This window comes from Rhizobium mesosinicum, from assembly GCF_019511345.1.
Classification (GTDB): domain Bacteria; phylum Pseudomonadota; class Alphaproteobacteria; order Rhizobiales; family Rhizobiaceae; genus Rhizobium; species Rhizobium mesosinicum.
The window spans coordinates 390,477-414,759 of the sequence record NZ_JAEUAK010000001.1 but is presented as its reverse complement, the minus strand read 5'-3'; the positions used below and the strand labels follow the sequence as shown (position 1 = coordinate 414,759).

General features: G+C 55.8%; 20 protein-coding genes. 8 read left to right on the top strand and 12 right to left on the bottom strand.

The genetic code is table 11. The features are described 5' to 3' along the window. Positions 1–114: 114 nt before the first annotated feature. Positions 115–972 (top strand): urea carboxylase-associated family protein, encoded by an 858-nt coding sequence (locus JNB85_RS01940; protein WP_220332704.1) that lies wholly within the window; start codon positions 115–117, stop codon positions 970–972. A gap of 27 nt (positions 973–999) precedes the next feature. On the opposite strand, the gene JNB85_RS01935 is transcribed toward JNB85_RS01940, so the two are convergent. After that, positions 1,000–2,265 (bottom strand): glycerate kinase type-2 family protein, encoded by a 1,266-nt coding sequence (locus tag JNB85_RS01935; protein WP_220332703.1) that lies wholly within the window; start codon positions 2,263–2,265, stop codon positions 1,000–1,002. Between the two features lie 171 nt (positions 2,266–2,436). Here JNB85_RS01935 and JNB85_RS01930 point away from each other — a divergent pair, with 171 nt between their 5' ends. Further along, on the top strand, positions 2,437–3,729 hold the full coding sequence (locus JNB85_RS01930; RefSeq protein WP_220332702.1) for an MFS transporter: 1,293 nt from the start codon (positions 2,437–2,439) through the stop codon (positions 3,727–3,729). Between the two features lie 202 nt (positions 3,730–3,931). Here the strand turns inward: JNB85_RS01930 and JNB85_RS01925 are convergent, their stop codons facing one another. After that, positions 3,932–4,237 carry a hypothetical protein gene (locus JNB85_RS01925; protein WP_183742577.1) on the bottom strand — a complete coding sequence of 102 codons (306 nt, stop codon included), beginning with the start codon at positions 4,235–4,237 and terminating at the stop codon, positions 3,932–3,934. A gap of 483 nt (positions 4,238–4,720) precedes the next feature. Between JNB85_RS01925 and JNB85_RS01920 the strand changes: the two genes are divergently transcribed. Then, positions 4,721–5,299: a hypothetical protein gene (locus JNB85_RS01920; RefSeq protein ID WP_220332701.1), complete on the top strand. Its 579-nt coding sequence runs from the start codon at positions 4,721–4,723 to the stop codon at positions 5,297–5,299. Between the two features lie 72 nt (positions 5,300–5,371). On the opposite strand, the gene JNB85_RS01915 is transcribed toward JNB85_RS01920, so the two are convergent. The 6 genes from JNB85_RS01915 to JNB85_RS01890 form a co-directional block, all read right to left on the bottom strand. Then, positions 5,372–7,186: a TniQ family protein gene (locus tag JNB85_RS01915; protein ID WP_220332700.1), complete on the bottom strand. Its 1,815-nt coding sequence runs from the start codon at positions 7,184–7,186 to the stop codon at positions 5,372–5,374. Positions 7,187–7,300: 114 nt separating this feature from the next. Continuing rightward, positions 7,301–8,326, bottom strand: coding sequence for a TniB family NTP-binding protein (locus JNB85_RS01910; protein WP_220332699.1), 1,026 nt, complete (start codon positions 8,324–8,326; stop codon positions 7,301–7,303). A gap of 1 nt (position 8,327) precedes the next feature. After that, positions 8,328–10,619: a hypothetical protein gene (locus tag JNB85_RS01905; protein WP_220332698.1), complete on the bottom strand. Its 2,292-nt coding sequence runs from the start codon at positions 10,617–10,619 to the stop codon at positions 8,328–8,330. An 11-nt stretch (positions 10,620–10,630) separates the two neighbouring features. Beyond that, positions 10,631–11,155, bottom strand: a complete 525-nt coding sequence (locus JNB85_RS01900; RefSeq protein ID WP_220332697.1) for a PDDEXK family nuclease — start codon at positions 11,153–11,155, stop codon at positions 10,631–10,633. A gap of 236 nt (positions 11,156–11,391) precedes the next feature. Continuing rightward, positions 11,392–11,559 (bottom strand): hypothetical protein, encoded by a 168-nt coding sequence (locus JNB85_RS01895; RefSeq protein ID WP_220332696.1) that lies wholly within the window; start codon positions 11,557–11,559, stop codon positions 11,392–11,394. Between the two features lie 737 nt (positions 11,560–12,296). Next, entirely contained in the window at positions 12,297–14,165 is a 1,869-nt protein-coding gene (locus tag JNB85_RS01890; protein ID WP_220332695.1) for a TniQ family protein, read from the bottom strand. 285 nt (positions 14,166–14,450) lie between these two features. Here JNB85_RS01890 and JNB85_RS01885 point away from each other — a divergent pair, with 285 nt between their 5' ends. From JNB85_RS01885 to JNB85_RS01870, 4 genes are all read left to right on the top strand, one after another. Further along, positions 14,451–15,638 (top strand): hypothetical protein, encoded by a 1,188-nt coding sequence (locus JNB85_RS01885; protein ID WP_220332694.1) that lies wholly within the window; start codon positions 14,451–14,453, stop codon positions 15,636–15,638. 239 nt (positions 15,639–15,877) lie between these two features. Further along, positions 15,878–16,645 carry a metallophosphoesterase gene (locus tag JNB85_RS01880; protein WP_220332693.1) on the top strand — a complete coding sequence of 256 codons (768 nt, stop codon included), beginning with the start codon at positions 15,878–15,880 and terminating at the stop codon, positions 16,643–16,645. Between the two features lie 130 nt (positions 16,646–16,775). Continuing rightward, positions 16,776–17,672, top strand: coding sequence for an endonuclease/exonuclease/phosphatase family protein (locus JNB85_RS01875; protein WP_220332692.1), 897 nt, complete (start codon positions 16,776–16,778; stop codon positions 17,670–17,672). After that, positions 17,669–18,145 carry a hypothetical protein gene (locus tag JNB85_RS01870; RefSeq protein ID WP_220332691.1) on the top strand — a complete coding sequence of 159 codons (477 nt, stop codon included), beginning with the start codon at positions 17,669–17,671 and terminating at the stop codon, positions 18,143–18,145. Before JNB85_RS01875 ends, JNB85_RS01870 begins: the two co-directional genes overlap by 4 nt. An 84-nt stretch (positions 18,146–18,229) precedes the next feature. Here the strand turns inward: JNB85_RS01870 and JNB85_RS01865 are convergent, their stop codons facing one another. The 3 genes from JNB85_RS01865 to JNB85_RS01855 all read right to left on the bottom strand — a co-directional run bounded on the left by JNB85_RS01865 (position 18,230) and on the right by JNB85_RS01855 (position 21,528). Then, positions 18,230–20,161 (bottom strand): AAA family ATPase, encoded by a 1,932-nt coding sequence (locus JNB85_RS01865; protein ID WP_220332690.1) that lies wholly within the window; start codon positions 20,159–20,161, stop codon positions 18,230–18,232. Positions 20,162–20,188: 27 nt separating this feature from the next. Then, complete coding sequence (locus tag JNB85_RS01860) at positions 20,189–20,629, bottom strand: hypothetical protein (protein ID WP_223216399.1); 441 nt, start codon at positions 20,627–20,629, stop codon at positions 20,189–20,191. Positions 20,630–20,973: 344 nt separating this feature from the next. Continuing rightward, positions 20,974–21,528, bottom strand: coding sequence for a PIN domain-containing protein (locus JNB85_RS01855; RefSeq protein WP_220332688.1), 555 nt, complete (start codon positions 21,526–21,528; stop codon positions 20,974–20,976). A gap of 825 nt (positions 21,529–22,353) precedes the next feature. Here JNB85_RS01855 and JNB85_RS01850 point away from each other — a divergent pair. Then, positions 22,354–23,097, top strand: coding sequence for a hypothetical protein (locus JNB85_RS01850; RefSeq protein ID WP_220332687.1), 744 nt, complete (start codon positions 22,354–22,356; stop codon positions 23,095–23,097). Positions 23,098–23,332: 235 nt separating this feature from the next. Here JNB85_RS01850 and JNB85_RS01845 read toward each other — a convergent pair whose 3' ends face one another. Further along, entirely contained in the window at positions 23,333–24,277 is a 945-nt protein-coding gene (locus JNB85_RS01845; protein ID WP_223216398.1) for a 2-dehydropantoate 2-reductase, read from the bottom strand. Between the last annotated feature and the right edge of the window lie 6 nt (positions 24,278–24,283).

Here is a 24,283-nt window from a genome sequence, read left to right as displayed (position 1 = left end):
GGGCAAGAATCATCTCAGTTGCCCAATGCCCCAGCCTCGCTAAGAGTGCTCAGTAATTATTGCGCGTCACCGGCTCCACACCCGGAGATCGCCAGCGCCGAGCGGAATATCAGAATGTCGAAGCAGTCAATCGTGCCAGTTCCTGCGGACGCTGACGAGCGGCGGTCAGCCCCGCCCGTGGTCGTCTATCCCGTCGAAACGCTGCCGTCCGCCGATCTTACTCTGCTTGAGGCCGCCCGCCAGACGCTGACGAAGGTAAGCGAGGTGATTGTGCCGCCGCGAGAGGCGAGTAGCTTTCAGGTTCCGCAGGGGCATTTCTTCCGTATCCTCAGCATTGATGGGCCGCAGGTCGGTGACCTCAACCTATGGAACGCTGCAGACCTTTCGGAACGTTTTTTCAGCGGCAAGACACGGGCGTTGCATGCTACGCATGTCGGCGTCGGTGATCGTCTCTGGAGTACGCTTCCCTACCTGCGTCCCATGGCGACCATCACCTATGACAGCCTTGGCTGGTACGGATGGGACGACGATGGCGCCGGTATTCACGACGTCATCGGCACGCGCTGCGATCCCTATACGAACCGATTGCTGAAAGGTAGCGACTATCATCACTGCTGTCATTCGAACCTGACGCGGGCGCTTGCTGCCGAGACCGGAATGCCGCTGGAGGAGGCCGAGATGCATGTGCATGACGTGCTCAATGTCTTCATGTGCACCGGCTTCACCAGGGACACGCACCAGTATTTCATGAAGGCGAGCCCCGTGCGGCCCGGAGACTTCATCGAGTTCTTCGCGGAGATCGATCTTCTGGGAGTCTTATCGGCCTGCCCGGGCGGCGATTGCGGCACAGGCCATTCAAGCGATGTGGCCGCCTGCTATCCTTTGAAGGTCGAAATATGGAAACCCGATCCTGCTGCACTCGCCAACTGGACGCCGCCGGAACCGAATCCTTATCCGAGAACGCATCGGTAAATCGGTGGGCCGCACAATGGGGAGCGGTCAGACGATCAGGATGGCTCTGAAATCGTTGACATTGGTGCCGGTCGGGCCGGTTTCGAAGAGGTCGCCGATGGCCTTGAAGCCGGAATAGCTGTCATTGGTATCCAGCAAATGGCGCGGGCCAAAGCCTGCGGCGCGCAGCCGCTTGACGGTGCTGCCGTCGGCAAAGGCGCCGGCATTGTTTTCCGAGCCGTCGATACCATCGGTGTCGGCGGCAAGCACGTGAACGCTGTCATAACCGTCGATCGCCAGCGCCATGGCCAATGCGAATTCGCTGTTGCGCCCGCCTTTGCCGCCCCCGGTGCGCAACGTCACTGTCGTTTCGCCGCCGGAGAGGATGACGACCGGTCTGCTGAACGGCCGGTCCCGTCCAGCGACTTCCCGGGCGATTGCCGCATGCATCAGTGCCACATAGCGCGATTCCCCCTCGATAGAATCCGAAAGGATCGCCGGCGCAATGCCTTGCGCGCGGGCGGAATCGGCAGCGGCTTCGAGCGATACGCTGGCCGAGGCGATGATGTGATGTGCGTGACGGGCAAAGATCGGGTCGTCCGGCCGCGGTGCATCGGCCTTTGGAGAGCTCAAATGATCCATGGCCGCCTGCGGCAGCTTGAGGCTGTATTGCTGGATGATCCGGAGCGCGTCATGCCGGGTCGAGTTGTCGGGAACGGTCGGACCCGAGGCGACATGAGCGGGGTTGTCCCCGGGGATATCGGAGACGATCAGGCTGACGACACGAGCTTTGGTCGTGGCGGCCAATCGCCCGCCCTTGATGGTGGAGAGATGCTTGCGTACGACATTCATGTCCGAGATCGGCGCGCCCGAGGCGAGCAGCAGTTCGTTGAGCAGGATCTCGTCCTGCAGTGTCAGGCCTTCGGGCGGGGAAGGCAGCAGTGCCGAACCGCCGCCGCAGATCAGGGCTATGACGAGATCGTCCTCGCCCAATCCTGCGACTGCTTCCATCAGTCGCCTGGAGCCGGTGAGGCCGGCTGCATCCGGAACCGGGTGGGCGGCTTCGATGATCTCGATATACCGCGTTTCGCAGCCATAGCCGTAGCGGGTGACGACCACGCCTTCGAGCGGCCCCTTCCATACGCTTTCCAGCGCCCGCGCCATCTGCGCAGCACCCTTTCCAGCGCCAACCACGACCGTCTTGCCCTTCGGTTTTTTCGGCAGATGCGCGGTTATGCCGGTCAGCGGATCGGCGGCGCGCACGGCTGCGGAAAACAGGCTGGCCAGGAAATCGCGGGGGGAAAACAAGGTCATGATGATCTCTCTGGAGATACGGCAGGAAGGATGACTTCCGCTCTTAGGCATGACTGGCGAGATATCGCTTGTCAATCTAATGGCGGTCCCTATCCGTTCGCGATGATTGATAATTGCCCCGACGCGGCTATCTATCAAAGAGAAAAGCAACAATCATTTGGAGAAATTGCAATGGTCAACGAACAGCAGTTGATCTCGAAGATCACCTGGCGGCTCATGCCATTCCTCGGAATCCTTTATCTTATTGCCTATATTGATCGTCAAAACGTCAGTTATGCCAAGTTGCAAATGGTCGACGCGCTCGGCATGAGCGAATATGCCTATGGGCTTGGCGCCTCGCTCTTCTTCATCGGCTATTTCCTCTTTGAAGTGCCGAGCAACCTGTTCCTCGATAAATTCGGTGCGCGTGTCTGGTTCGCGCGCATCCTGGTTTCCTGGGGTATTGTCACGATCCTGCTCTCCTATACTCAGAACGCGACGATGTTCTACATCCTGCGCTTCCTCCTAGGCGTCTGCGAAGCGGGCTTTTTTCCAGGCGTCCTTTATCTTTTGACGCTCTGGTTCCCGGCGGATTATCGCGGCCGCATGGTGGGGCTGTTCATGATCTTCAGTGCGCTTGCCAATGCCGTTGGCGCGCCGGTTGGCGGCATGCTGCTTGATCTCGACGGTTTTCTCGGCCATGCCGGCTGGCAATGGGTCTTCCTGGCAACCGGCATTCCGGCCGTCGTCGCCGGTATCGTCACCTTCTTCTATCTCAATGGCCGGCCCGAAGACGCAGATTTCCTCAGCGACGAGGAGAAGAGCTGGCTCGCAAATCGGTTGGCATCCGAAAATTCCGGCATGGATCACAATGCCGAAAACGGCTTCAAGGCCCTGATCGATCCGCGCGTCCTGTTGATGGCGCTTTGCTACATCGCCTTTCCGCTGGCCGCCTATGGTCTTAGCTATTGGTTGCCGACTATCGTGAAGGCTTTCGGCGTCAGCAATACCGTGAACGGTTTCCTCAACATCATCCCGTGGATGCTGGTGGCGATCGCGCTCTGGGCGGTCCCGGCTGCCGCCGACAAGGTGAAGGCAAAGACGCCCTATATCGTCATTCCTGCACTTATCGGCGCGGCCTGCCTGGTGCTTTCGGCGCTCGTTCCCAACAACACGCTGCAGTTCATCTTCCTCTGCATTGCCGCGGCCGGCATCTTCGCGCCGCAGCCGGTCTTCTGGAGCCTGCCGTCCCGCTTCCTGAAGGGCGCAGGTGCTGCCGCGGGCCTTGCCGCCATCAATTCCGTCGGCAATCTCGGCGGCTTCGTCGCGCAGAACGTCGTGCCCTGGATCAAGGACGAGACAGGAAGCACGATTGCGCCGATGTTCTTCCTGGCTGCCTGCCTCGCTGCCGGTGCGTTGCTCGTCTTCGTCGTCGCCACGGTGATGACGCGCAAGCAGCACGATGCTGTGCCGCGGAGCGCCTGAGGGACTCTGTGCAGGCGAATGACAGGTGCAGGATTTTTCTCATGGCCGAATGAGCCACGAGCAATGTTATCGGCAGTTTTCGTCGATGTTTGAGGAGCATAGCCGGGATAGCGATTGTAACCTCGGCCGAGAAAGCGAAAAGCAGCGGCGCTGAACATATCAACGCCGCTTCAATGATTTGCGCTAGCGGGTGTCTCGGGCGCTAGTCGCAGACCCGAACGGTTTCGGTATGATAGCCGCCGTCGTAACGGTTGCGGACATCACGATCTTCATACCAGCATCTCGGTGGCGGCGGGCCTGCATCGTAATAGCGAGGACCCTCGACATAACGAGGACCGCTGTTGGCAAGGGCACCACCGATGAGGCCGCCAACGACGCCTGCAGCAACGCCGCCGGCAATGATGCGGCCGGTGTTGTTGTGATGGTGATGATCACGTGCGGCAGCAGGCTGAATAGCCGAGCCCACAAGGGCCGTCGCGATCAACAGACTGCTAACAATTCTCTTCATGACATTCTCCTTAGTCGCAGATCGCCCCTATCGAACATAAAATGCTCCACGGCGGCGTTTGTTCGTTCAAAACTTGCACCTTTTGAGGCAAGTCAGCCAAGAAACGACGCGTAAGGGCCTCAATTTATATTTTGCACTGAAATCTTCAGCGCGAATTCGGTGGATCAAACGCACCATTGCAACTGCCGGCATCAGGTCGCCGATTCCGTCACCGTTTCTTCCAAGATGTAGGGAGGCATAAAAAACGACCCAATTAGACGGTTAAAACAGCACTTAAAATCATATGCTGACGACCCAAACACCAAAAGCAAATGACCCAAACATCCAAATAACTGATTTTATTAGTAAATTTTGAAGATCTATTTCTTTCGCTGACAGGGCCTCTAAAAACCGGCGCCCCGCGACCATAGGTGGCTTCCAAGACAGTGTTGTCGCTTGCATCGAAACACCGATCCTGAGAACATTCTCAGCTAGGAGTCAAAGATGCCGAACCTCTATCACCCCGATCGTTTTCCAGTGATCAAGACCTTTGAAAGTGCTGACCCGTCGGTGTCCGGAAGACTGCAGGTATTGCATGATGTCGCTACGCGTTTTGCCCAGGCCGGCGGCTCGATCTACGATCTCAATGATCTTTCCGATTCTGCTGCTGACCTCGCAGACATCACGATCACTGATCTGGGTATCACCGATCCCGCTTTCTATGTTCATGTCGGCAAAGAAGGGGGAACGAGGGTTGGTCGTTCGGATCTTGATTTCGTGGACGGTATTTATTTCGTCCGTCAGCCCTACCATGGGCGCGAGGGCTACTTTCTTACGGTTGTTACGGCAACCGAAAGGAAAGGCGCGCAGACACCAGAGGACGCCGCTCGCATTGCCTGCGGATGGATCGATGCCGAGCTAACTGTCGACGACGGTCTGATCGATCTCGGACTGTGGGGAGACCCCGCGATTGTGGACGCCCCCAATCGTTTTGACATCGAATGCTTGGTTGGCCGAGCGCTCACAAAGGTGAGGAGATTAATGCCGGAGGTGTCGATGTCGTCCGCGCCGGCTATCAACTAAACTGGCCTCGGAGCCAGAGCTGTTCAGTCCGCCAAGGGGACAGATTGAAAGCGAGAGCCGCAATGCCTGGCTTCATTGTTCTTTCTCGAACGGAAGAGCCTTCAAGCCATTGTCGCTTGCAAGGTTGCTCACATCTCTCCGAAAAAATATGTGGCTTCCCACCTCTGCAACGGGGAACGCGTATGTCAGGCTGCCGACGCTCACAAGGCGGGTAACTTGGCCTCGGGTTAGACCTGTTTCCCTCTTCAAAAGAGCGGAACTTACATAGGTTCGGTTGAAGGCAGCGATCGCGCCGGCCTTCAATACGCGATTTGACGGGCCAAAGCTCGGGATTATGCCGTTATGAATCAGTCGTGACAACGTTACTAGGGGAAGACCTAGCCGTCGAATGAAAGAACTTCTCGCAATCCCTAAGTCGGGCAAAACCTCCATGATCTCGACCAGATGGACCTTCACGCTTTCCAGCAAGTATGGCGTTTCGGAATAGCTGAGGCGGGTGAGACGGCCGTCGAAAACCGCTCGCAAGACCTCGTCTCGGCCGGACTCTATGGTCTGCGAGAGCTGTCTAAGGGACACCAATGTGCTGTCGATAGAGGTGGACCTTACGACGAGGTTTGCCTTCAAAGCGATCACTGCTTTTCGATCATATCTGGGTATCGTCCCACCCTGTACTTTCGGCACAACCGGCTTCAGGATGCCGAGCGCGGCGAGGCGGCGGCATTCAGAAATATTCCAGCCTAGTAGATTGGCTACTTCCGGCAAGTAGACTGCGTCACGAAACTGTTCGAGCAGGCGTTCCACCGCCTTCCCGTTAACCAACCGGTCCGCGCCACCATGCCAAGGTTTTTCGTAATGCTTTGCCAGCAATCGATTGATCGTTGACACGCCGAGGCCCGTGCCAGCATGAAGATTGGTCACAGATCGCCAGTCAGACTCGTCTGTTTTCCCGAAGACCCGAGATGTTGGAAGTACAGCCTGTGTGTCCAGGGCGTGTTTGCGTATGGTCTCGCGTATACCGTCGTACTCGGCCCCTCTCCAGGGCTTATCGAGCGTGAAATATAAAGAACCGTAGAGGCCGCGGCCGCCGCGAGTAGAGTGCACAGATTTTTCCTGCACCAAGCGGTCGAGAAGGTTATAGATGCCTTGCTCGCCGGAATTAAACACGTCGAACCCACGGGACGCGGCATTCCTGAGGTCCATTGGGCCTGTCGACCGCAGATTGAAATTTCGCCCATGTCGCGCTGCCATTCCGAAAAGCTCGCACAGATCGATAGCTACCGGGAGCGGCAACTGGTCCAGTAGTTCGCCATGCTGTCGCTTGCCGATTAGACGATCATCCACAAAACGCTCGAAAGGTGTCGCTGGCAAAGGTTCACCATTTTCCCTCTCAAGTCGGAGCAAATCACCCGCGGCTTCCAATGCGAGGTTAAAATCCGGGATGTCCGTTGATCTCGATTGAAGAAGAACTAGCTCGCAAGAGTGACGGGTGCACGCCATCACGCTCGGTATCGTCCATGCGTTCCTGATATAACGGCGGGTCCCCGGCATCCTACGCTCATCTTTATCATCTTGGGCGAGGCAACTTGGACAAACTCGAAAATGAGCGCGCTGCAGGGAGAGTGGACTGAAGCGCTCGCCAAGAAAATCGAGGGACTTGTCAGCCGCCACTCGTACCGCCCGGTGGGTAAGAAGGTTCAAAGGCATCGAAAACATGCGCGCAACTTCTTCAATTTCATCGAGCGCGCCCTTGTTTAGCTTCGCGGGGTTCAGACCGATATCATACAGGAAACCTTCCAGCCGCCGTCGGCCATTTGCTCGCGCCATGCGGGACAAGAAGCTGTTAAACGTTTCGTCATCGAAAAAGGGGACTTTAAGCAAGCTACTCATATGACTTCACTTTGAAAATGATTGATGGCTGGGCGTCTCGCAACGGATAGTCACCGGCCCAATCGCTAGGGGGCATATCGTGCCCAGTGCCGCTCACTTGTCACACCGCCAAATCTAGATCACGTGTGAGAGCTTACCTTCGTCATCGACCTCACGAACAATATCCGCCCAGTTTTCGATGAGGAAGACATTGGTCCCGTCGGCGCAGTTGCAAAGGCGTCGATAGCCATCGACGAAGTGGCTGTGCAGGACCGATTTGTCTCTCGCCGTTTTTTCGTCCCAGATAGCGCTTTCCACTGACATTTTGATCAACTGGATGAGCATACCTTGTCGATAAATGCCTGCGTGAAGCAATCGGCTCATGAAGTTGGCGGTGATCGGGAATGCCAACTTATAGCCTACCTTGGCCGCCACGGCCTTCATCACTGCTTTCAAGAAGGGAATGTCGCTATCGTCCATTTCACCTACGTGAAGAACACGCGTTCGGCGGCCCATCTGCTGATCGGTGTCATTTTCCACTAGCTGAAGCATATCGGGAATCCCGCTCATAATCAGCCAAATCGGCCAGTCGATGTTCTGCATGAGAGACTTGATGGTGTTCTGCGTGTGGGTGCGGCCCCGGAGATCTTTCTCCTTGAGAACGTGTTGCGTCTCGTCGAGATGAATAATGCGGATTTCCCTGCGCTGTAGCTGTTCACGCACGAGCCGCCAGACTTCGATCTCGGTGATGGTGGTCCTTCTGATGGGATAGCCGGCCTGAAGGAGGATTTCGATTCCCAAGGCCTTCGTACTACATTTTGCCGGCGTTCTTACCTTCAGGAAAATCTGTTTTCGATTTCCGTAGCCGTCGTCGAACGGCGCGAAGGCAGGATGTCTGTCAAGGGCGAAGCCAATGGTGTGGCTTTTTCCCGCCCCCGATTTTCCCACAACTGCGACGGCGTAACCCTCTTGTGCGTTGTTGCCAATGATACTGGCCAGCATTCTGTCGATCTCCAAGCGAAAAAGATCGTCATATCGGGTGTCGACATGCCAGGTATCGATCTTATTGATGAGGGCGGCCTTGTCTGCAACTGCCTGGGAGACGTTGGCGCGAAGGTGGTCGAGACCCGTTTTAGCGGGAGTGTGCACGTATTCCGTCATCTCAATCATCCTTATCTGACGTGCGGAGAACGATATGAGAGTCGTCAACTTCAACATCGTCATCGGGCTGAATTGGCGTAGTGCTCTTGGCCTTTCTCGATGTGGACGACCTCCCGACCGGTTCAGGTGTTCCGGGCTCGATAAGCCCAACTTTGCTGAATTCTCCCTGCGGATTCATCACGTCGATGGCGGGTGTATCTTCATCTGCATTTCCATCGACCGGATTGACTTCCTCTGTGATCGGATCCGCCTCGTTCCCGCGGTCGAACCAGAGATGGCGCGAAAAATGAAAGGCGGCAGCCCTCGTTTTCTCAAAGTTCTCAACCGTCTTGGCCTTGAGCATCGGGGACGCAACTCCGGCCGCAAGACGCGATCTTTCGCTCTCGGCCTGCACATCCTTGAGAGTCCGGAGAAGAATTTCTTTTGCACGCCGCGAGTTTCTCGTGCGCGGGCCATTGTTTTTCATGCAGTAGTCGAGTGTTTCCATCCAGTCGGCTGCGGAGACGTTCTTGAAGCCCTCGTGCGTCGCAAAAGCGTCTTTCCAAGATCCGTCAGCGGGGTCCTGAAACGATAAGGCGCTGAGGTCCTGGTCGTTGACCCTTACGTTGAGCTCGTCGCCGAACTTTGTACCTTGAGCCTTTGCCAACTCGTCGGACCAGTACGGGATGAAGAGGAACGTGAGGCCGTGGCTCCCGATCTTACGCGTAAGCTGCAATCCAAAAATGTCCCGGTAGTCCTGCTCATTCGGTGGAGGAGGGACAGGGCGTTCTAGCTGGGAGCCAAGATACCATACCTCCAACGGCGTCTGACCATTCAGGCCGCGGTGAGGGGTGTTGTGGTACGCCCCGACAATCAACTGGATTAACAGTTCGGCAAGCTTTTGATGAGTTAGGTGCGCGAACTTCCTGGGGTCGTAGTTATCTCGGTCGAGCACATTGGAGAATGTGCGTCCTGAAAACATGTGCATATAGCGAGAGTTGAGTGTTCTGAAAAAGCGTTCAACGCGAGCGCGAAGGTGCGGGTGTTTTGAGGGCGGAATTCGATGCTTTCCGGTGAGCCCAATTACAGCTTTCTGAAATTCGGACGAAATGTAGCCGGCACCCGCATCCGTATGTACCGCATCCGGGGTTCCGCACTGCGGCCATTCGATGCTGTATCCCGAAAGAGCGGTTTCCACTTCCTTGTTACGGACCGCCATTGCAAGCGTTGCCACCGCTTCCTCTCCGTCGGGATCGCCCACGAGCAAGCGCATTCCGCAGACCGAGCGCGAATATGCGTCCATCGCCACCGACAGCCAAGGTCGACCCATTTCACCAATTTTGGCCTGCACATCAGGATGCAGCAGCTTCCAACGGTTCATGTTCTTTAAGATGCGCATCAGATCGATTTTATGCTCGTCCATCTCGAGGATTTGCATTGGGTAGTCGACCTTGAGACCCTTCCCGGACATGATGTATTTTCGTGCAACGCGATGTTTGTCACGGCTACGACCCAGATCGACGATCACGTCATCGATTTCGCGAACGATCCGTAGAAAGGTGCTGTATGAGCAGAGTTCGATGAATGGCTTGCCCTGCGCGATACTTTCTGCTTGGTCTGCTTCCATGCGAGTGAACGCCGCTCGGACAGTCGGTTCGTCCGAGTTCAGATAGTAATTTGCATAAGTGGCGAAATGCTCCTGTTGCTCCTCGGTGAATTCGCTGCCGGAGGGTACGCGCCCCCTATGTTGACGAACCAGGGCCGTGTCGTCCGCATCGGTCTTCTCGAACCGCTCAATCAGCCGACGAAACTGACGCGGTCCTACCAAGACGTCGCGCTTTGAACCTTTTCCCTTTTTGTAAACCCGAGCCTCCAGCAGGAGGGGAGCATTCTCGATCTCGAATTTGCGATAGAACCTCTTGATCTTGGCGTCGGAACGTTTGACCGCAACCGAGGCGGCCTCCTTGGCCGCCTCGTCTTCAGCCTCCGCCTCGAGAAACGCGCGTACCATAACCGATCGGAGAACATCTTCAGGAGACAGCTCGAATAGCTTGCGCTTCTTGTTCTCTGAGGCGCGCTTGATCGCGTTGGCGACGGAATAGTAGCCTTTTTCAATCGTGAGCGTAAACTTGCGCAGACGACCGTTGATGTCCTGCCAGGTGAGGGCAACCACGTCCGTGGGCTTGTCGTCATCCGATCGGACGACAATACCCTCCTCGAAGTCGCGCTCGAATCGGTATGGTCGACCAAACAGTAAGACGCGATCGTCAGAACCAATTGCGAAGCGAGTAACAGACTGACGTTTCTGAGCCATGGTGATCCCCTTTATGCCATACGAATTTTGGAGAGACGCGTCATGAACGACGCGTCCGGATCAATGTGATCGTGCCGGATCAGGCCGTCCTCGAGCAGCGCCCAGACAGCTTCCCACACATCCGCGAAAGTCATTTTCGCTTCGAGGTGATTGAAAACGTCGAAGATAACGGCAGAGCCGCCAAGATCCTTTAGGACGGTTAGAAGGTGCCGGTTATTCTCCTCGTTGCGCAAGTTTCGTGAGCGAACTTTTTGCTGCGAGGAGTAAACCTTAGGTTTAGAAATCTCGTCTTCCGTCAAAAGATGGATTTCGTGAGCGTACAACTCGAGGCATTGGTTACGGATGTGTTGCAACGTCTTGCGCAAGTTGCCCAAGTTGGCCTTCGCACGGACGGCGTAGAGGATACGTGCACCGTTGCGAAAATCCACACAAAGGTCGGCATAGTGCTTGTGCTCGATGCGATCCAACACAAACGCTAACGGCCCGAATTGGGTACGGATCGAAACGACGTCGGGGTTAGCTGCGAACATGTCCATCGCAGCCGCCTCGAGCCACTCTCTAGGCGATGCGCGGTGTTGTCGGGAAACTTCGACAGAACGCGGCACGAGACAATGCTCATGCGTTCCTCGGGCGGCTTTTTGTTGGGAATTTGGCGCAAAGTAATATCGCGAGCGCCTACGATAATCTTGGCATATTTGCGACCTGACTTCACCTACGTGCTCCTTAGTCCAAAGAAGTTGGGGGAGAAGTGGAGTGGGCATTTTGCCCACTCCTACGCCTCGTCGTCCTCATCGGCGACGGCGAGTTTCACCACCGAGCGGCCGCGCTTGGGCTTGTCCACCGGGATCGCGAATTTGGTCTTGCGCTCGTATTCGAGGGCAAGGATGTCGAACCCCTTGCGGCGTTCGTGCAAGATTTGGATCACGGACGCGATGTCCATTCGTAAGCCTTTCCCGTCCGTGAGGACGTTCCAAAGCCCAGAGCCAATTGGGTAGGTTTAGCTTCGGCCGACTAGCCGACAGCTACGCTGGCCAGACGTATTCGGTCCGGAGCCAGATCCTGCTTGGATGAATGGTGGGAAAGAACAGCGTGCCGATCGCGGTGAACAAAGCGGTACTTTTGACGGCATTTGCCGCGGTCTAAAATGTTCAGGGCGGAAGGATGTCCATTCAGCTTGCGATACTTCATATTCAGGCTCCAACCGTTAGCATTGCGCTTCAACGTTGGCCTGCCGTGATCTCAGTCACGGTCGAACATACCGAGACAGAGGTTTAAGGGCGGGCCTTATTCTCTATTCGTATGGTCGTTCGTGTCATAACTGAGCACCTTTTGTATCAAGCTGATGCAACTTCTAACGTTGTTCTGTCGCTCACGTCAACGGGATCGGCCCAAGTTGTTGCGAGCGCGAGCCTATATTGTAGATTCATGGTTAATACGTGTCGTCATGACGGAAATATTGAATAGTAATGTCCCGTTTTGAGAATTTTATCAAAAATTTGACCATGAAACGCCCGCGACATCGTGCTGGACTAGCGCGTGGAGATCGCCTGCTCTCTGAAAGGCGAGGTTCGTTGCACGGCGGTTGCCATCAGAGATCGCAGTATCATCTCCGCGTGCCTGGTATTATTGAGTGAAAAGCAGGCGCTGAAGTCTCTTCGTCCCAGATCTCTCGCGCAATTAGGCCTCTCGGCCGCACAGTATCTCAGTGTGCCTTCGATCATAAATGGCTTGGCCGGCGCGTTCGATGGGGATAGCGAGAACGAGGCCGCCACGCTTCGCACGATTGCTCAGGGCGTTGGCACTTAAACCTGTTATCGCTGCGCATTCCTGAAGGCTAATATAGCTCGCGCGAAACCGCTCTACTTCCGCGTTATCAAGTATCCACCAATCCTGCCGCGGATAGCCCAGCGATCGGGCTGACAGGATGCCATTCGCAATCAGGGCTGCGAAGCCTGTAAGGCTTAGGTGCAGATGAGCGCGTGCGTCTGCAGCTGTGAGGTAACCGTGGGGAACGTGAGCTTGGCGAACCTCCGAAACCGAAATTTTCGTTCCCATTAAGATCGGGAGGCTCTCGTTGATCGCTACGCTCGATAGCTTTCCCGCCAGAATATAGTTGAGCACCTCGGCGACTGAGGATGACGCGGGGCGAGTGGCGTCCATAAGGGGCACTAGGTGCAGATCATCCGCAGTTGTAGCCCGTTGCCTGATCCGCGCTGCCAGCTCGTAGATGCCCTGTCGGTGGCAATAACCTTGCTGAAGCCCGTACGTTTCGTTGTCGATGATTTTCGCGTCGAACAGGCTATGGAGACCACGAAGATTGCATCCAAGAAAGCGCCGGGCCTCGGCATATGTCCAAAGTGACGCGAAGTGTTCTTCGATATCGCGGGCATCGTTCGATTTCACCGCAGATCTAACGGGAGATCGAGTACCGCGGTTACGCATTTCCCGTCTCAGCCTTGCTGGGTCTACTCCCACCCGCGTGGCTAAGTCGCGGAGTTTTACAGCACCTACAGTGACTTTGTTATCGAAGATTCGCGTGCCGGGCGTGAGCCTTCCGGTAGCAGTCGCATGCTCGGCCATTGTCGAGCGGAACACATCGTATTCGGCATTTTCATAACTCTGCTGGAGAGCCATATAGAGGGTGCCGTAGAGACCATGTGCCGAGTGCGAACCGTATGGTGCGCAGTCGACCAGGGTGTCGAGGACGGTCTTTACCCCTTGCATACCGTTCGACAGGCTCGAGAAGCCCGCCGAGCGAGCGGTATGAATCTGTTCGGACGTTAACTTCCGGGGATTGCCCGCTCGCCCATGAAGTGCCGCGATCCCAAGTCTCTCGCTCATCACAATGAGCGCCTCCAGAGAAAGGATGTCGATCAGTGGGCCGGCTGAGGAGGGGGAACTTGAAATACGACTCAACAGGTGGGTCTCGAACGCTGTCGGCGTGCGGGGGATCGACGCTTTCAAAAGGAGATCCTGGCCTCCCAGCCGTTCGAGGATGGCGCAAAAATCGTGGCTATTTGTCTCGAGCCCCTTCGGGGCATCGGCCTCAACTATCAGGCTACAATGCTTCGCGCATGTGGTAAGCTGAGGAAGAAACCACTGCATTCTATAGTATGCAGCAGTGCCCTTGAATGCTGCCGCGCTGTTATTGTCGTCGACGATGCAATGCGGACAGAAACGCAGATAGGTTCGATTTAGCCTGGACGGCTGTACCCAACCGTTGCCCAGGCGGACTTCTCTCTTCGCAGACCGCTCGGCTGCGCTGTACATCAAGCGTTCAACAGGCACTCCTGTCAAATCAGCGATCATCACCAGTTGATCCCGATCGCCGAGCTTCAGCTTGTGTACATCAATGCCAAGATCGATGCAGAACGTCCGCATTCGCTGAACGCCGTTAGCTCGCGCCAGACGTGAAACGAAGCTCGTCAACGTCTCGTCGTCATGGAGCTGAATTTTCAGCATGTCAGTGAAACGCTCATATTTGTCGGCGATTGGAACACAACTTTCCCATAGCAGACCACTCAATTCAATGCTTGGGCTACTCATCTAATTCGACAACCCTTGTAGGAAGGTACGGCCGCGGAAATCTCATTCTTCTCCCTCAGCCTCCAAGGGTGTGGCTTATGCCACACCAAACGGTCCCGAGATGGTGTCGCTGTTTGAATGCAGCGGAGCTGAAAAAGGCGCTTGCGCCCTTCGGAAATCCGGACAACCATTACTCATGAGTTGAGTTCACGCACCTGCGGAACACAGCGATCTTTCCCCGTCCGGCAATCCGGTCCCTCGTTAAGCGCCCGTTTAACGAACGATTGCGCTTGCCTAGAAAATGGAATGCCGATGTACCAAGCGTCAGATGTTTACACACTCAAGAGCGGTCATTTCCCGGCAATGTTCGAGGAGGCCGCGCGGAGAAGGGGCGGTTTCACCTATCATGGTCAACTGATGTTCTCAGGGCCCGACGCCGCTATCGAGGTCGAGGGAACCTCGCTACGTATCTTCATGAATGGCCTGCCCTGCGATAACCCGTATTTCAGGGCGTTGGTAGACAACTACAGGGCTTCGATACTCAAGCGCGCCGCAAGGCTTAGGAAGGCGGCAGCCGACAGGGTGATTTTCACGGGTGTTTGGCATCACGTCGACTTCGAGGAAAAGCCTAAGTTCGAAGCGTATATCATCCACATCGTGTCGGACGGTGGGCCGATTGATTCCGCACGCTACAAACTAGAGATGTTCGACTACGACTACCCAGGCGAAGGTTTCTACAAAGCACCCAAGCTCGACACGTTAACGATCGATGAGACGCTTGACGAACTCCGGTTTCGCGCGGAGCGGTTAGCGAGGATGGATAATTGCTCTGACGCATCATCTGGTTTGAAGCCGCTGCAGGGCGTCATATGGTTTCCCATCGGTAGGGATGCAAAGTGCGCGCCGATTATCGTTAGTCGAACAACAGGCGTGAAGGCATATCTCAAGGAGCTAAAGGGGCCGGATACATGGCCGGAGGTTTCCAACGAGGCAGCCGTCGTCTCGGCACGAATAGCTTTCAGCGAAGCGCTCACAGAGGCACAAACGCTTGGCACGATCACCGACAGTCTACAGAACGCCTACGAGCGTCTAGACGAGCACTCGCGGCTGCTGTCGAACGATTCCGCCGAGTACGATCTAGGCTGGACGCTCCGCCAGCTCGCGTCCACATCGATTGGCATCCACGGCGGCAAGCTGTGCCTTCGGGCCGACCCGGTCGGACCCGTGACGGTGGCCGAGCTGGCGAATAGTTCGAGGGCTAGGGGGTATTGGCTGCAGATAAGCGATGCGGACGAAGACCCGTACTCATCCGTCTTCCACTGTTTCGACGACGAAGCGCGCCTTGGGAGGAACAGAGAGCCGACGATGCGTTTGCACAGCCAGCCCGGCCTTCCGCATGATTGCCTACTGGCTACTCCCTGGTTCCAAATCGGCGATAGCGAAAGAAGGATGCGTTACATGGCGGTTGGAGATGAGCCTGTGCTCAGCTGGTAACGGCAAGGCGGCCTCCCTCGCAATTGAGATGACCGACGTCCGCACGCATGGCAGGGATTGCATTGAACTATGCACTCGGGAGCAAGCCAGGTAGCTGGGAGGCAACGCTTCGTCGGCGCTTTCCGCTTGCATCGCGACGCGCGATGGAAGCTCTTGACCGGTAGTGCAGAGAAGAGAAGTTGACGGTGCAAGCTATACCGGCTTGGCTGTCGTCACGACAATCAAGCCGGAGACCGCCCGTGCGCCTATGGATCGCCTCAGACTTGCACCTCGAGTTCGAAGGCGCAAAGGCAACCTTCGATCCACCTGACGCCGACGTATTCGTCTGCGCCGGCGACGTGCTGGATAACGGTATCGTTCCAAGCCTCGAATGGCTAGCTGAAACTGTTGCTCCTTTGATGCCCGTGCTTCTGGTCGCCGGAAATCACGAGTTCTATGGGGCATCGTTGGTCGAGAGCATCCGGGCCGCCAAACAAGCGGCTTCCAGATACCCTAACGTCCACTTTTTGGAGAACGACGCTGTCATATTGGACGGTGTTCGCTTTCTCGGTACCACGCTCTGGACCGACTTCCGTCTGCACAGCGATGACACCGCTCTAGCAATGGATGCGGCCAAGCAAGTGATGAATGACTATAAGAGGATTAAATTCTCCAAGACGCCCTATCAGGCTTTCAAGCCACTGCATGCTTACAGGAAACATCAGGAAGCAAGGCTTTTCCTATCGAGGACCCTCGCTCAAGGACACGACGGAGAAACCGTGGTCGTGACGCATCATGCGCCATCGGCTAAATCGATATTCGGCGAGTACAAGTACGACATCCTCTCTGCCAGCTACGCGTCGGATCTAGAGGACCTGATTGCGGCGCATACACCGACGCTTTGGGTTCACGGCCATGTCCACCATGCCTGTGACTACAGCGTAGGCAGCACTAGAGTGCTATGTAATCCGGCGGGATATCCTGAGGAGTATGACGGCTTCCAGCCGCAACTGGTCGTGGAAGTATAATATAGCGCACAGGGAGATTCCGCACACCAACGTACGGCGGCCAGGGACCGGTACACGTTTTGCCTGCACCTGGACACCAGAATTTAAGAAATACACCGTATCGGACCCACCCGATCACGGGAAAGTTGATATGAACGATGCGGCAGCATCTTATTGCATTGGTTGGTGGAACGTTCGTGCGTCTGAAGCTCTCGACACGACGGAGCTACATGTCTCATACGTGGCGGCTGCGATCCACGAAATGAAAGAGCGACATGCGTTGGATGTACTATTCCTGGGCGAAGTATCGGACGCCTTTATCAACGAGTTGCGGCCCCTGGTGAAGCGTGATGGCTTTCGGCTGGTTCGGTCAGGTGGCAAGGTCGATTTTGGTTTGGCAGCTGCCTACAATACTGAAACACTGAGTCTCAACTCCTCAAGTCTCAAGAGCGTCATACACAGATATGGCAAAGACACCCGTAAAATAGCTCAGCGAGTCGACATCAAGCTGCAGGGAGGAGATTCAGTCCGCTTCTATTTTCTCCACTGGCCAAGCAGGGTGTACAACCCCGCAGATACCGGCCTTCGGTCAGAAATGGCTGGTTACCTGCAGAATGCGATCGCACGACACCGCGGCGGAGCCACCGAAAAGCTTGTAATTGTGCTTGGAGATTTCAACGACGAACCCAATGACATGCCGATGAGAAAGTTGCTGACGACAAGGCATGTCCACATGGCCCAGAAGGAAGATTTCCTCTTTTACAATCCTTTTTGGAGGTTTCTAATAGACCCCGTCCCATACGCCAGAGATGGTCGGGAAGCTCGACCCCAGGGGACCTACTACTATACCGGGGGGAAAACTCATTACTGGCATATATTGGACCAAATGCTCTTTTCATCGACATTTTTCGGGAGTTCCAGTTGGCACCTTGCTGAGGACCGAACTATGATCTTTGAACTGCCGGGGATATGCGAGATCGGTCCGAAAACCAAAACGTCGATCGACCACCTCCCGATCTTGGCCGCGATCGAAAGGGCTGGCGAATGACCTACGATTTCAAAGCTTCGCTTGCAGACGGGCTCCAATCGGGTGCCATCGCGACCAGCAATAACGCTGCCATCAATGATGTCATCGATGAGTTTACACGACAGATATTTGAGGGAACTGACGAGCAAGTTATCGTCTGCAGAGCATTGCTCTATGACATCGGGGGGTACATCACTCATGATCCCGGCGAGCCGGGAAACAAGGTGCCATCCTTCGAGGCGATTGTGGCTAGACCACCGGACTGGGAAGAGGGGCAAGAGGATAGTGAATTCATCCTCGCCGAGCTGGCACGCGGGGAGCTCGGCTTTCCGTGCACCGTGATATGCGATGGTTACGAGTTTCAATGCGACGATCCGGAAGCGCTGCAGGAAGCATTGGCAGAGATGATATCGTTGGCTTCGACTGGAGAGATTTTGAACCACCTGCGAAATCCGGGAGAGTCTCACGTTGGGCCGAGCCGACGACCGCTTTAATATCGCGGTGGTTTCGGTTCTCAATCGGTACTGGTGCATCGTCCAGAGACGCTGCTGAGACGCACCTACCGGCTGTGCCGTTTCTCAATCAGACCGGACCGCGACCTCCCTAATCACTGCTCTCACCTGATCCCCCGACAACTGTCTCCGCTCCACGAGCTCAGCAGCCAAACGCCGCACTACTTCCTCCCTCTGCCTGACAACCTCGACTGCAATCTTCATCTGTTGCGCCAGCAAAGCCTCGACGCGGTGTTCCAGAAGAGGGTTGCGGTATCTGGCTTCAAGGAGACTTCGCGGGCTCGTGTCACCATCCGAAAGCCACGACGATCCCATCGCCAGCGGCCCTTCCACCATCGTCGCAAACTGCGTCGCCAGCTGAAGGTCCGAATGAATTGAGGAGCCGGCTCCATCGGCAAAATCGCCGAACACCACCAACTCCGCTGCAATGCCTCCCAAGAGGGTAGCGATGTGCCCGAGGTAATAAGCTCTGGTTTGCCTTCGAGCAGGTGCGGTTTCGAACAAAGCGCCTCCAAGCGAGTGAACATTGGTCTCAAGGGAGATGCTATCTTCGATAGCCAATGAAATGAGGGGATCGTTCCCCAAGATTGAGCCGACGACCGCGTGGCCGGCTTCGTGAACCGCAACGGCCCACTGATAGTCCTTCGAGAGCGGCATTCTCCTCGGCAGGCTCGCTTCAATGTCTTCGCCGGCAATTGCTCGGTCTGCACGGCGGGCTCGGCGGCGGGCTTCCTTAGCGACTTTCTCGATCTGGGCACCTGTCATGCCCTCGGACCTTCTCATGAAGTTCAGTGCATCAAAGTCCGTCGTGCTCCCGAGATGCCATTGCATGATCTGCAGGCGGGCGTGCGCGTCTGGAAGAGTGATTTGGAAGTGTCGATCTAGTCGCCCGGGCCTCATGATGGCGGGGTCGACGCGGCTGGCATTGTTGCAAGCTCCGATCACGACCACGCCCCGATTGCGATCAGCCCCGTCCATGCACTCGAGCAACGCATTGACAACTTGAATCCAGTATGTTGCCCCGCTATCGTCCTTCTCGCGATCCCCAAAACTATCCATTTCATCAATGAACAAGATCGAGGGAGCCGCTAACGCGGCATCCGCGAAGCACTTCCGCATTTGCTTGAGCATGTCCCCAAGATGTGCTCCCGCCTGCCAGCGAGCTCCCGAACCTAGGATCAGGTGTACACCGCAGGTTTTCGCCAGCGCCTTCGCAAAAATGGTTTTCCCGGTCCCGGGCGGTCCGGAAAGCAAGGCTCCGCAGTCCAGGTCCCGCCAATCGATCTTGCCGGCGCGGAAATCGGCAAAGTCTCTTGCCAGTTCAAAGCCCCATTCCTTGGCCGCACCGTACCCGTGGAGGTCGGAAAGGGTGGGGCCGTCTTGAGTTGTTGCCGGGGAAGCGAAGGGTGAGGCTTGCGCCGAGGCGTCTGGATTCGTCTCTGGCACCGACGGCAAGCGGCGAAGGATGCTCAGACTACGGCCAAGGCTGCGCTGTGGACGAAATGCGTCTTGGAGCCGCTCCCAGGGTTGAGTGAGAAGGAATTCAGCTTCCCGATTGCTGGGAGTCTCGCCGGTCAGCTTCCGGACTGCTCCTTTGACGTGCCCAACGGTCGGCGCGGGGAGATAGGCCACCACGTCCGAAGCGATCCCGACACGTTCGTTGACGAATTTGTCTGATGCGAACAGCAGAACCACTCTCCGGTGCCGATAAAGCGTGTCAAGTCGATCATCGAGCTTGGAGCAATCGTCTTCGTTCTCAATGAGGATGATATCGGTCCCTTGGCCGGGGGAAGCCCAGGGTTCTCCATCTCCGCGGCATAGCGCGTTGGTGGTGACAGCATAGACATGGAAGTCCTCTGTTCGAGGGACGATCAGTGCGGCGACAAAGGAGATCCCTTCGACGTCCAGGACATGCCTAAGGGCGTTCCGGATGGCGCAAAAAGCAATAATGTTGGGCAAAGACCGTCGCGCGACGGCCGCGGGAATTCTGTTTTTCATGGAGCTGGTCCTGAATAGAAAGAACTTTTAGCGGCGCAGACGGCGCACGATGGTCTCAGGGCCGATGGGGCCTTCGTCCAGCTCGATTTCTATGTATCCATGAAGCGCCAAGGTGGCGAGGCCAGCCATCGGTGAGGTTTCCTTGAAGGCGTTCAAGGACTCTGAGACGGTCATCGAGCCATACTCTTCCAGTGCTGCTAGGAGCCTTACTCGATCACCAAGTGGACATTGATGATTGCCATATCTCAACAGATCACGGGCGTTTTGGAGCCGGTATCCCTCTCTGAGACTAGCCAGATCGAAAACCCTGTACCCGCGATCGCCGGCATGAGCGGCCTGGGCGATCGTCTCATGAAGATGTTCGTTTCGGCGGTCCGGCGCGTCGAGTAGAAGTGTGTATCCATGGACCGTCGTAACGGTGAAGTCCGCGACATGAAAGTCATCACCGAGGGATAAAGTGGTCGCCATGCAAGACCACGCCGTGACTTCCGGATCAACGTCCAGGAGACAACCAACATCCCTTGCGACCTGCGATCTAAACACTTGGCGGCCAACACATTTGACCGTAGCTGCAGGACGGAAAGTCTTGTCGCCCGAAGGATGACTTGATCGCCGTGTTCTAGCCGTAGACTGCAAGATACTCATCACAAACTCTCATAGCAAATATGGTTGCGCGAGCGCCGAGAGGCGCGGTGGCGGTCAACCTATTCGTATCGAGAGCGGGCGAGTTGTGTTTTTCATGGTCAGAAGGTTGCAGAACAAAACGTGAATGTCAATAGGCTAATATAAGCAAAGTGGAAGCCTCAATGTTTTCAGGAGGCCTTGAAACGAATGGTAGACGGTCCCGATGCCGTCAAGGCATTCGACATTGGCCGGTGCTCCATGCTCTGTTTGACGACCCACTCATCCGTAACCGGATTATAGACGCCCGGCAAAGGAAAGAAGGCGGCAATCTTTCCGAAGTCCCACGTATCGCATGTCGCAATAGGCAGATGATGGGCGATCGCAACAGCAGCGATTGCCAGATCGTTTCCGGGGCGCTTGTCGCTGTCGGGACCAACGAACCATAAATGCTTGAGGGGGCGGCAACTAAATAGGGCCGCCTGGAGACGAGCGACGGCGGGAGTCATCTCGGGGAACAGAAATTCCGTATCAAGCAAACCATCGAACCAGGACCTGAGCAACTGCGCGCGGACTGGGTTTCGCAGATACAAATGGCCTATGCCTTGCTCGATTTCCACGATGACGGGGTAGGGTATCGCAATCTGCTCTTGCTGGGCGAGCCAGTCCGTCAACTGATGATCTGGCGACTTCTTCTGGCAGTTGCTCAGAATGTTCGTATCTACTAGAAAGGTGTCGCTTGACATGTCGCGCGTTCCTGCGCTGCGCCTGCAGCTTTCGCGACAGGCTGTCCTGTTTTAGTTAACGCTCATTTAATAGGTTGATATTTTCTCAGGGGTGCTGTGTGCATTAATCGCTAAGGGCTACGCTTCAGCTAAGACCGATAGGCAGTCGTGTGATCCGGCGGGAGCGCGGCTGGTTATCGCGATTGTCTCGGGAGCGCGATTTACAGAACTTAGGAGTTCTTTAATTAATGCAATTCCCGTGCGATGGGTAACACCTACTCTTCGAGAGGACCACCCCGAACGAGGTATTCTTGCGCTGTCATCTTGGCTTTCGATGACACAAATCGGACCTCAAAAGTCCCGTCGGTGTCGCTGACACGCTGGACTCCGGCCTTTTTAGCCGCGTCCAGAACCTGGCTGATACCTTTTTCGGCGTCAACCCGCGTCCACTCGTTCTTTTGTTTGCCCACAATCTGTTCCTTTAGGCATAGTCTGAACAGCACTCGGCGACAGAACTCTCCGAGACGGCATGATCATCTTAGCATGCTCTCTCGCTCGGTTTAAGCCGACGCTCGACAAATCAATTGCTTGAGATGCGTGTTTCAGGCCAATCATCGTGTACGTTTGAATCTGACGCCCTGAACGTAAGGCTTGCCGGACACAGGCTCTCGTATCCGAGAGGCAACTCCGACTTTGCGACCGGTCTAAACCTAGTGCTCAAAGGTCCGGCGATTTCTTCTGGCAATGTCCAGTTTTGGGGTTGCGGTCCGTTCATTTCCGGGCAACCATTTTGGTGGCGCGGTAGAAATCCGCATTGATATCCGAACGTGGCGGGGACCGCAGAGCATGAAAATAGAAGAGACCCTGGTTCTTCACGAGCAGCATTTGACTGCGCGAACCGCACGGTTTCTTTGGCAGACGCGCGCCATCGACTGGCCGGTCCCCGGCGGGCACTTTGGCGACCAGGGCTTCTTCTTCCAAGCCGTCGATGAGAACGGCGTCGGCGCGGACTTCGCTCCAAGCGATCTCTTCGATGTTCTGGAGTATGCCAGCGGGGAAGGGTACTTGTACGTCGTCATCACGTTGACCGGGAGCGTGTGTTCAGACCTGCCGCTGTACGACAGAACAGGTGACGAGAAGCGCATCCACGCCTCGCAGTTTATGGAACGCAAAAGCGCTCAGGAGCTTGATGAGCAGAGGGAACTTGAGGCGCTCGGGTTTTTGAGCACACAGCTCGGGTTCGATCGCACTGATGCACACCTGAGTGACAGCATGATGGACGTCACAAGTGAAGTTATATCTTTTCAATCCAACATGCCCGAAGTCCCTGTCGCCCACCAACGAGAGAAGATCCAACGACTAATAGATTTGGCGAGTGCCTGCACCGCTATCGCAAGATGCCAACCTGCAGAGCTCGTCGAAAGCACAAAGGCAGTTCAATTCGCATTCAAAGGCATCTCGGAGCTTCTGGATAGCAAGACAATCCCTGATCAGCTCTGGAGCGTTCTAGGCGAGGCGCATTACCGATTACAGAGAGCAGATGACGTGATGTCAGAGCAGGACACGTCACCTGAGCTATCTCTTTCCTAATGGTCACGGTAGACAGACAATTACGCGCTTTCGCGAAAAAGTCACCTCGGTGCGGGTTTGGCTTTGAGGTTGTATGCTTCCCCAGCTAGACGACAACCCGCCCTTTCGGCCAATCAACATTATGTCCCCGACGGGCGTTGACGTGGGGGTGTAGTTCAAAGACGGATATCGCTTCCGGCGAAGTTATGGAGCTGGCTCTTGCGACGAAGAGCCAGCTGGTTCAGCCGGAGCGATGTTACTGTAGCCGGCCAGCGGCGAGCCGCTGTTCGAATGCCTTCACATGCGTGTACGCAAGACGAATCGTCTCGTGATCAACTTCTGCCTCTTGTGCCTTTCTGAGCATGAAACCGAGAATGTGATCGACCTCGGTTTTACCCTTGCGTTCAATGTCTCGTAGCATTGACGTCGTGTAGAGAGAGTCCCGCTGCGAGAACGTGTCCTCATACAGTTGCATGAATTGCTGACTTGGAGGAAAGCCCTGAGAGGCGCTTACTTTTGCCGAGTCATGTAATAGCTTGAGGAAGATTTTTCCCCCTTCCGGGGTTCGAACAATCTCTCCGACATTGGCCCGCATTAGACACGTCATCGCGGCTGCGGTTGCTAGATGAACGAACTTCTCCCACATCCTCTGCATGATGTCCGGGACGGCGTGGGCATCGACGCCCTTAGTGGCCTTAAAGAGATCTGCAAGCGCCAGAATGCGCGGGCTCATTTCTCCCGATTGTTCTCCAAACGTGATCGTGCGCCAATCGTTCAGTTGGTGAACAACACCCTCTGGCGTCAGGGTGACCTGGATCTTGGCAGAGCCACCCAGTACGCGGTCCTTACCAAAGCGGTCGTTAAGGGCCTCCATCTGAGCAATACCGTTCAACAGGGGAAGCACAAATCCTGTAGGAGCCAAGCCTGGAGCGATTGTTTCCATCGCCTCCTGGAGGTCGTAAGCTTTGCAGGTGAGGATGACTGCGTCGAAAACCGGTTGCAGTTCGGTAGCAAGCATAGTCTTCACTTCCAATGCCGCGTCGCCGAACTGGCTCGTTATACGCAGGCCCTTCTCACGCAGTACGACCTGCCGCTTCTCGCGGACGAGAAATGTGACGTCCGCTCCGGTTTCAGCCAACCTTCCGCCAAAGTACCCCCCAATTCCACCTGCTCCCAGCACCAAGATACGCATATTCTTCATTGGATA

Bases quoted from the DNA above. Each gene is read 5' to 3' on its own strand.
- JNB85_RS01940 (WP_220332704.1), top strand. From the start codon at position 115: ATGTCGAAGCAGTCAATCGTGCCAGTTCCTGCGGACGCTGACGAGCGG.
- JNB85_RS01935 (WP_220332703.1), bottom strand. From the start codon at position 2,265: ATGACCTTGTTTTCCCCCCGCGATTTCCTGGCCAGCCTGTTTTCCGCA.
- JNB85_RS01930 (WP_220332702.1), top strand. From the start codon at position 2,437: ATGGTCAACGAACAGCAGTTGATCTCGAAGATCACCTGGCGGCTCATG.
- JNB85_RS01925 (WP_183742577.1), bottom strand. From the start codon at position 4,237: ATGAAGAGAATTGTTAGCAGTCTGTTGATCGCGACGGCCCTTGTGGGC.
- JNB85_RS01920 (WP_220332701.1), top strand. From the start codon at position 4,721: ATGCCGAACCTCTATCACCCCGATCGTTTTCCAGTGATCAAGACCTTT.
- JNB85_RS01915 (WP_220332700.1), bottom strand. From the start codon at position 7,186: ATGAGTAGCTTGCTTAAAGTCCCCTTTTTCGATGACGAAACGTTTAAC.
- JNB85_RS01910 (WP_220332699.1), bottom strand. From the start codon at position 8,326: ATGACGGAATACGTGCACACTCCCGCTAAAACGGGTCTCGACCACCTT.
- JNB85_RS01905 (WP_220332698.1), bottom strand. From the start codon at position 10,619: ATGGCTCAGAAACGTCAGTCTGTTACTCGCTTCGCAATTGGTTCTGAC.
- JNB85_RS01900 (WP_220332697.1), bottom strand. From the start codon at position 11,155: ATGGACATGTTCGCAGCTAACCCCGACGTCGTTTCGATCCGTACCCAA.
- JNB85_RS01895 (WP_220332696.1), bottom strand. From the start codon at position 11,559: ATGGACATCGCGTCCGTGATCCAAATCTTGCACGAACGCCGCAAGGGG.
- JNB85_RS01890 (WP_220332695.1), bottom strand. From the start codon at position 14,165: ATGAGTAGCCCAAGCATTGAATTGAGTGGTCTGCTATGGGAAAGTTGT.
- JNB85_RS01885 (WP_220332694.1), top strand. From the start codon at position 14,451: ATGCCGATGTACCAAGCGTCAGATGTTTACACACTCAAGAGCGGTCAT.
- JNB85_RS01875 (WP_220332692.1), top strand. From the start codon at position 16,776: ATGAACGATGCGGCAGCATCTTATTGCATTGGTTGGTGGAACGTTCGT.
- JNB85_RS01870 (WP_220332691.1), top strand. From the start codon at position 17,669: ATGACCTACGATTTCAAAGCTTCGCTTGCAGACGGGCTCCAATCGGGT.
- JNB85_RS01865 (WP_220332690.1), bottom strand. From the start codon at position 20,161: ATGAAAAACAGAATTCCCGCGGCCGTCGCGCGACGGTCTTTGCCCAAC.
- JNB85_RS01860 (WP_223216399.1), bottom strand. From the start codon at position 20,629: ATGGCGACCACTTTATCCCTCGGTGATGACTTTCATGTCGCGGACTTC.
- JNB85_RS01855 (WP_220332688.1), bottom strand. From the start codon at position 21,528: ATGTCAAGCGACACCTTTCTAGTAGATACGAACATTCTGAGCAACTGC.
- JNB85_RS01850 (WP_220332687.1), top strand. From the start codon at position 22,354: ATGAAAATAGAAGAGACCCTGGTTCTTCACGAGCAGCATTTGACTGCG.
- JNB85_RS01845 (WP_223216398.1), bottom strand. From the start codon at position 24,277: ATGAAGAATATGCGTATCTTGGTGCTGGGAGCAGGTGGAATTGGGGGG.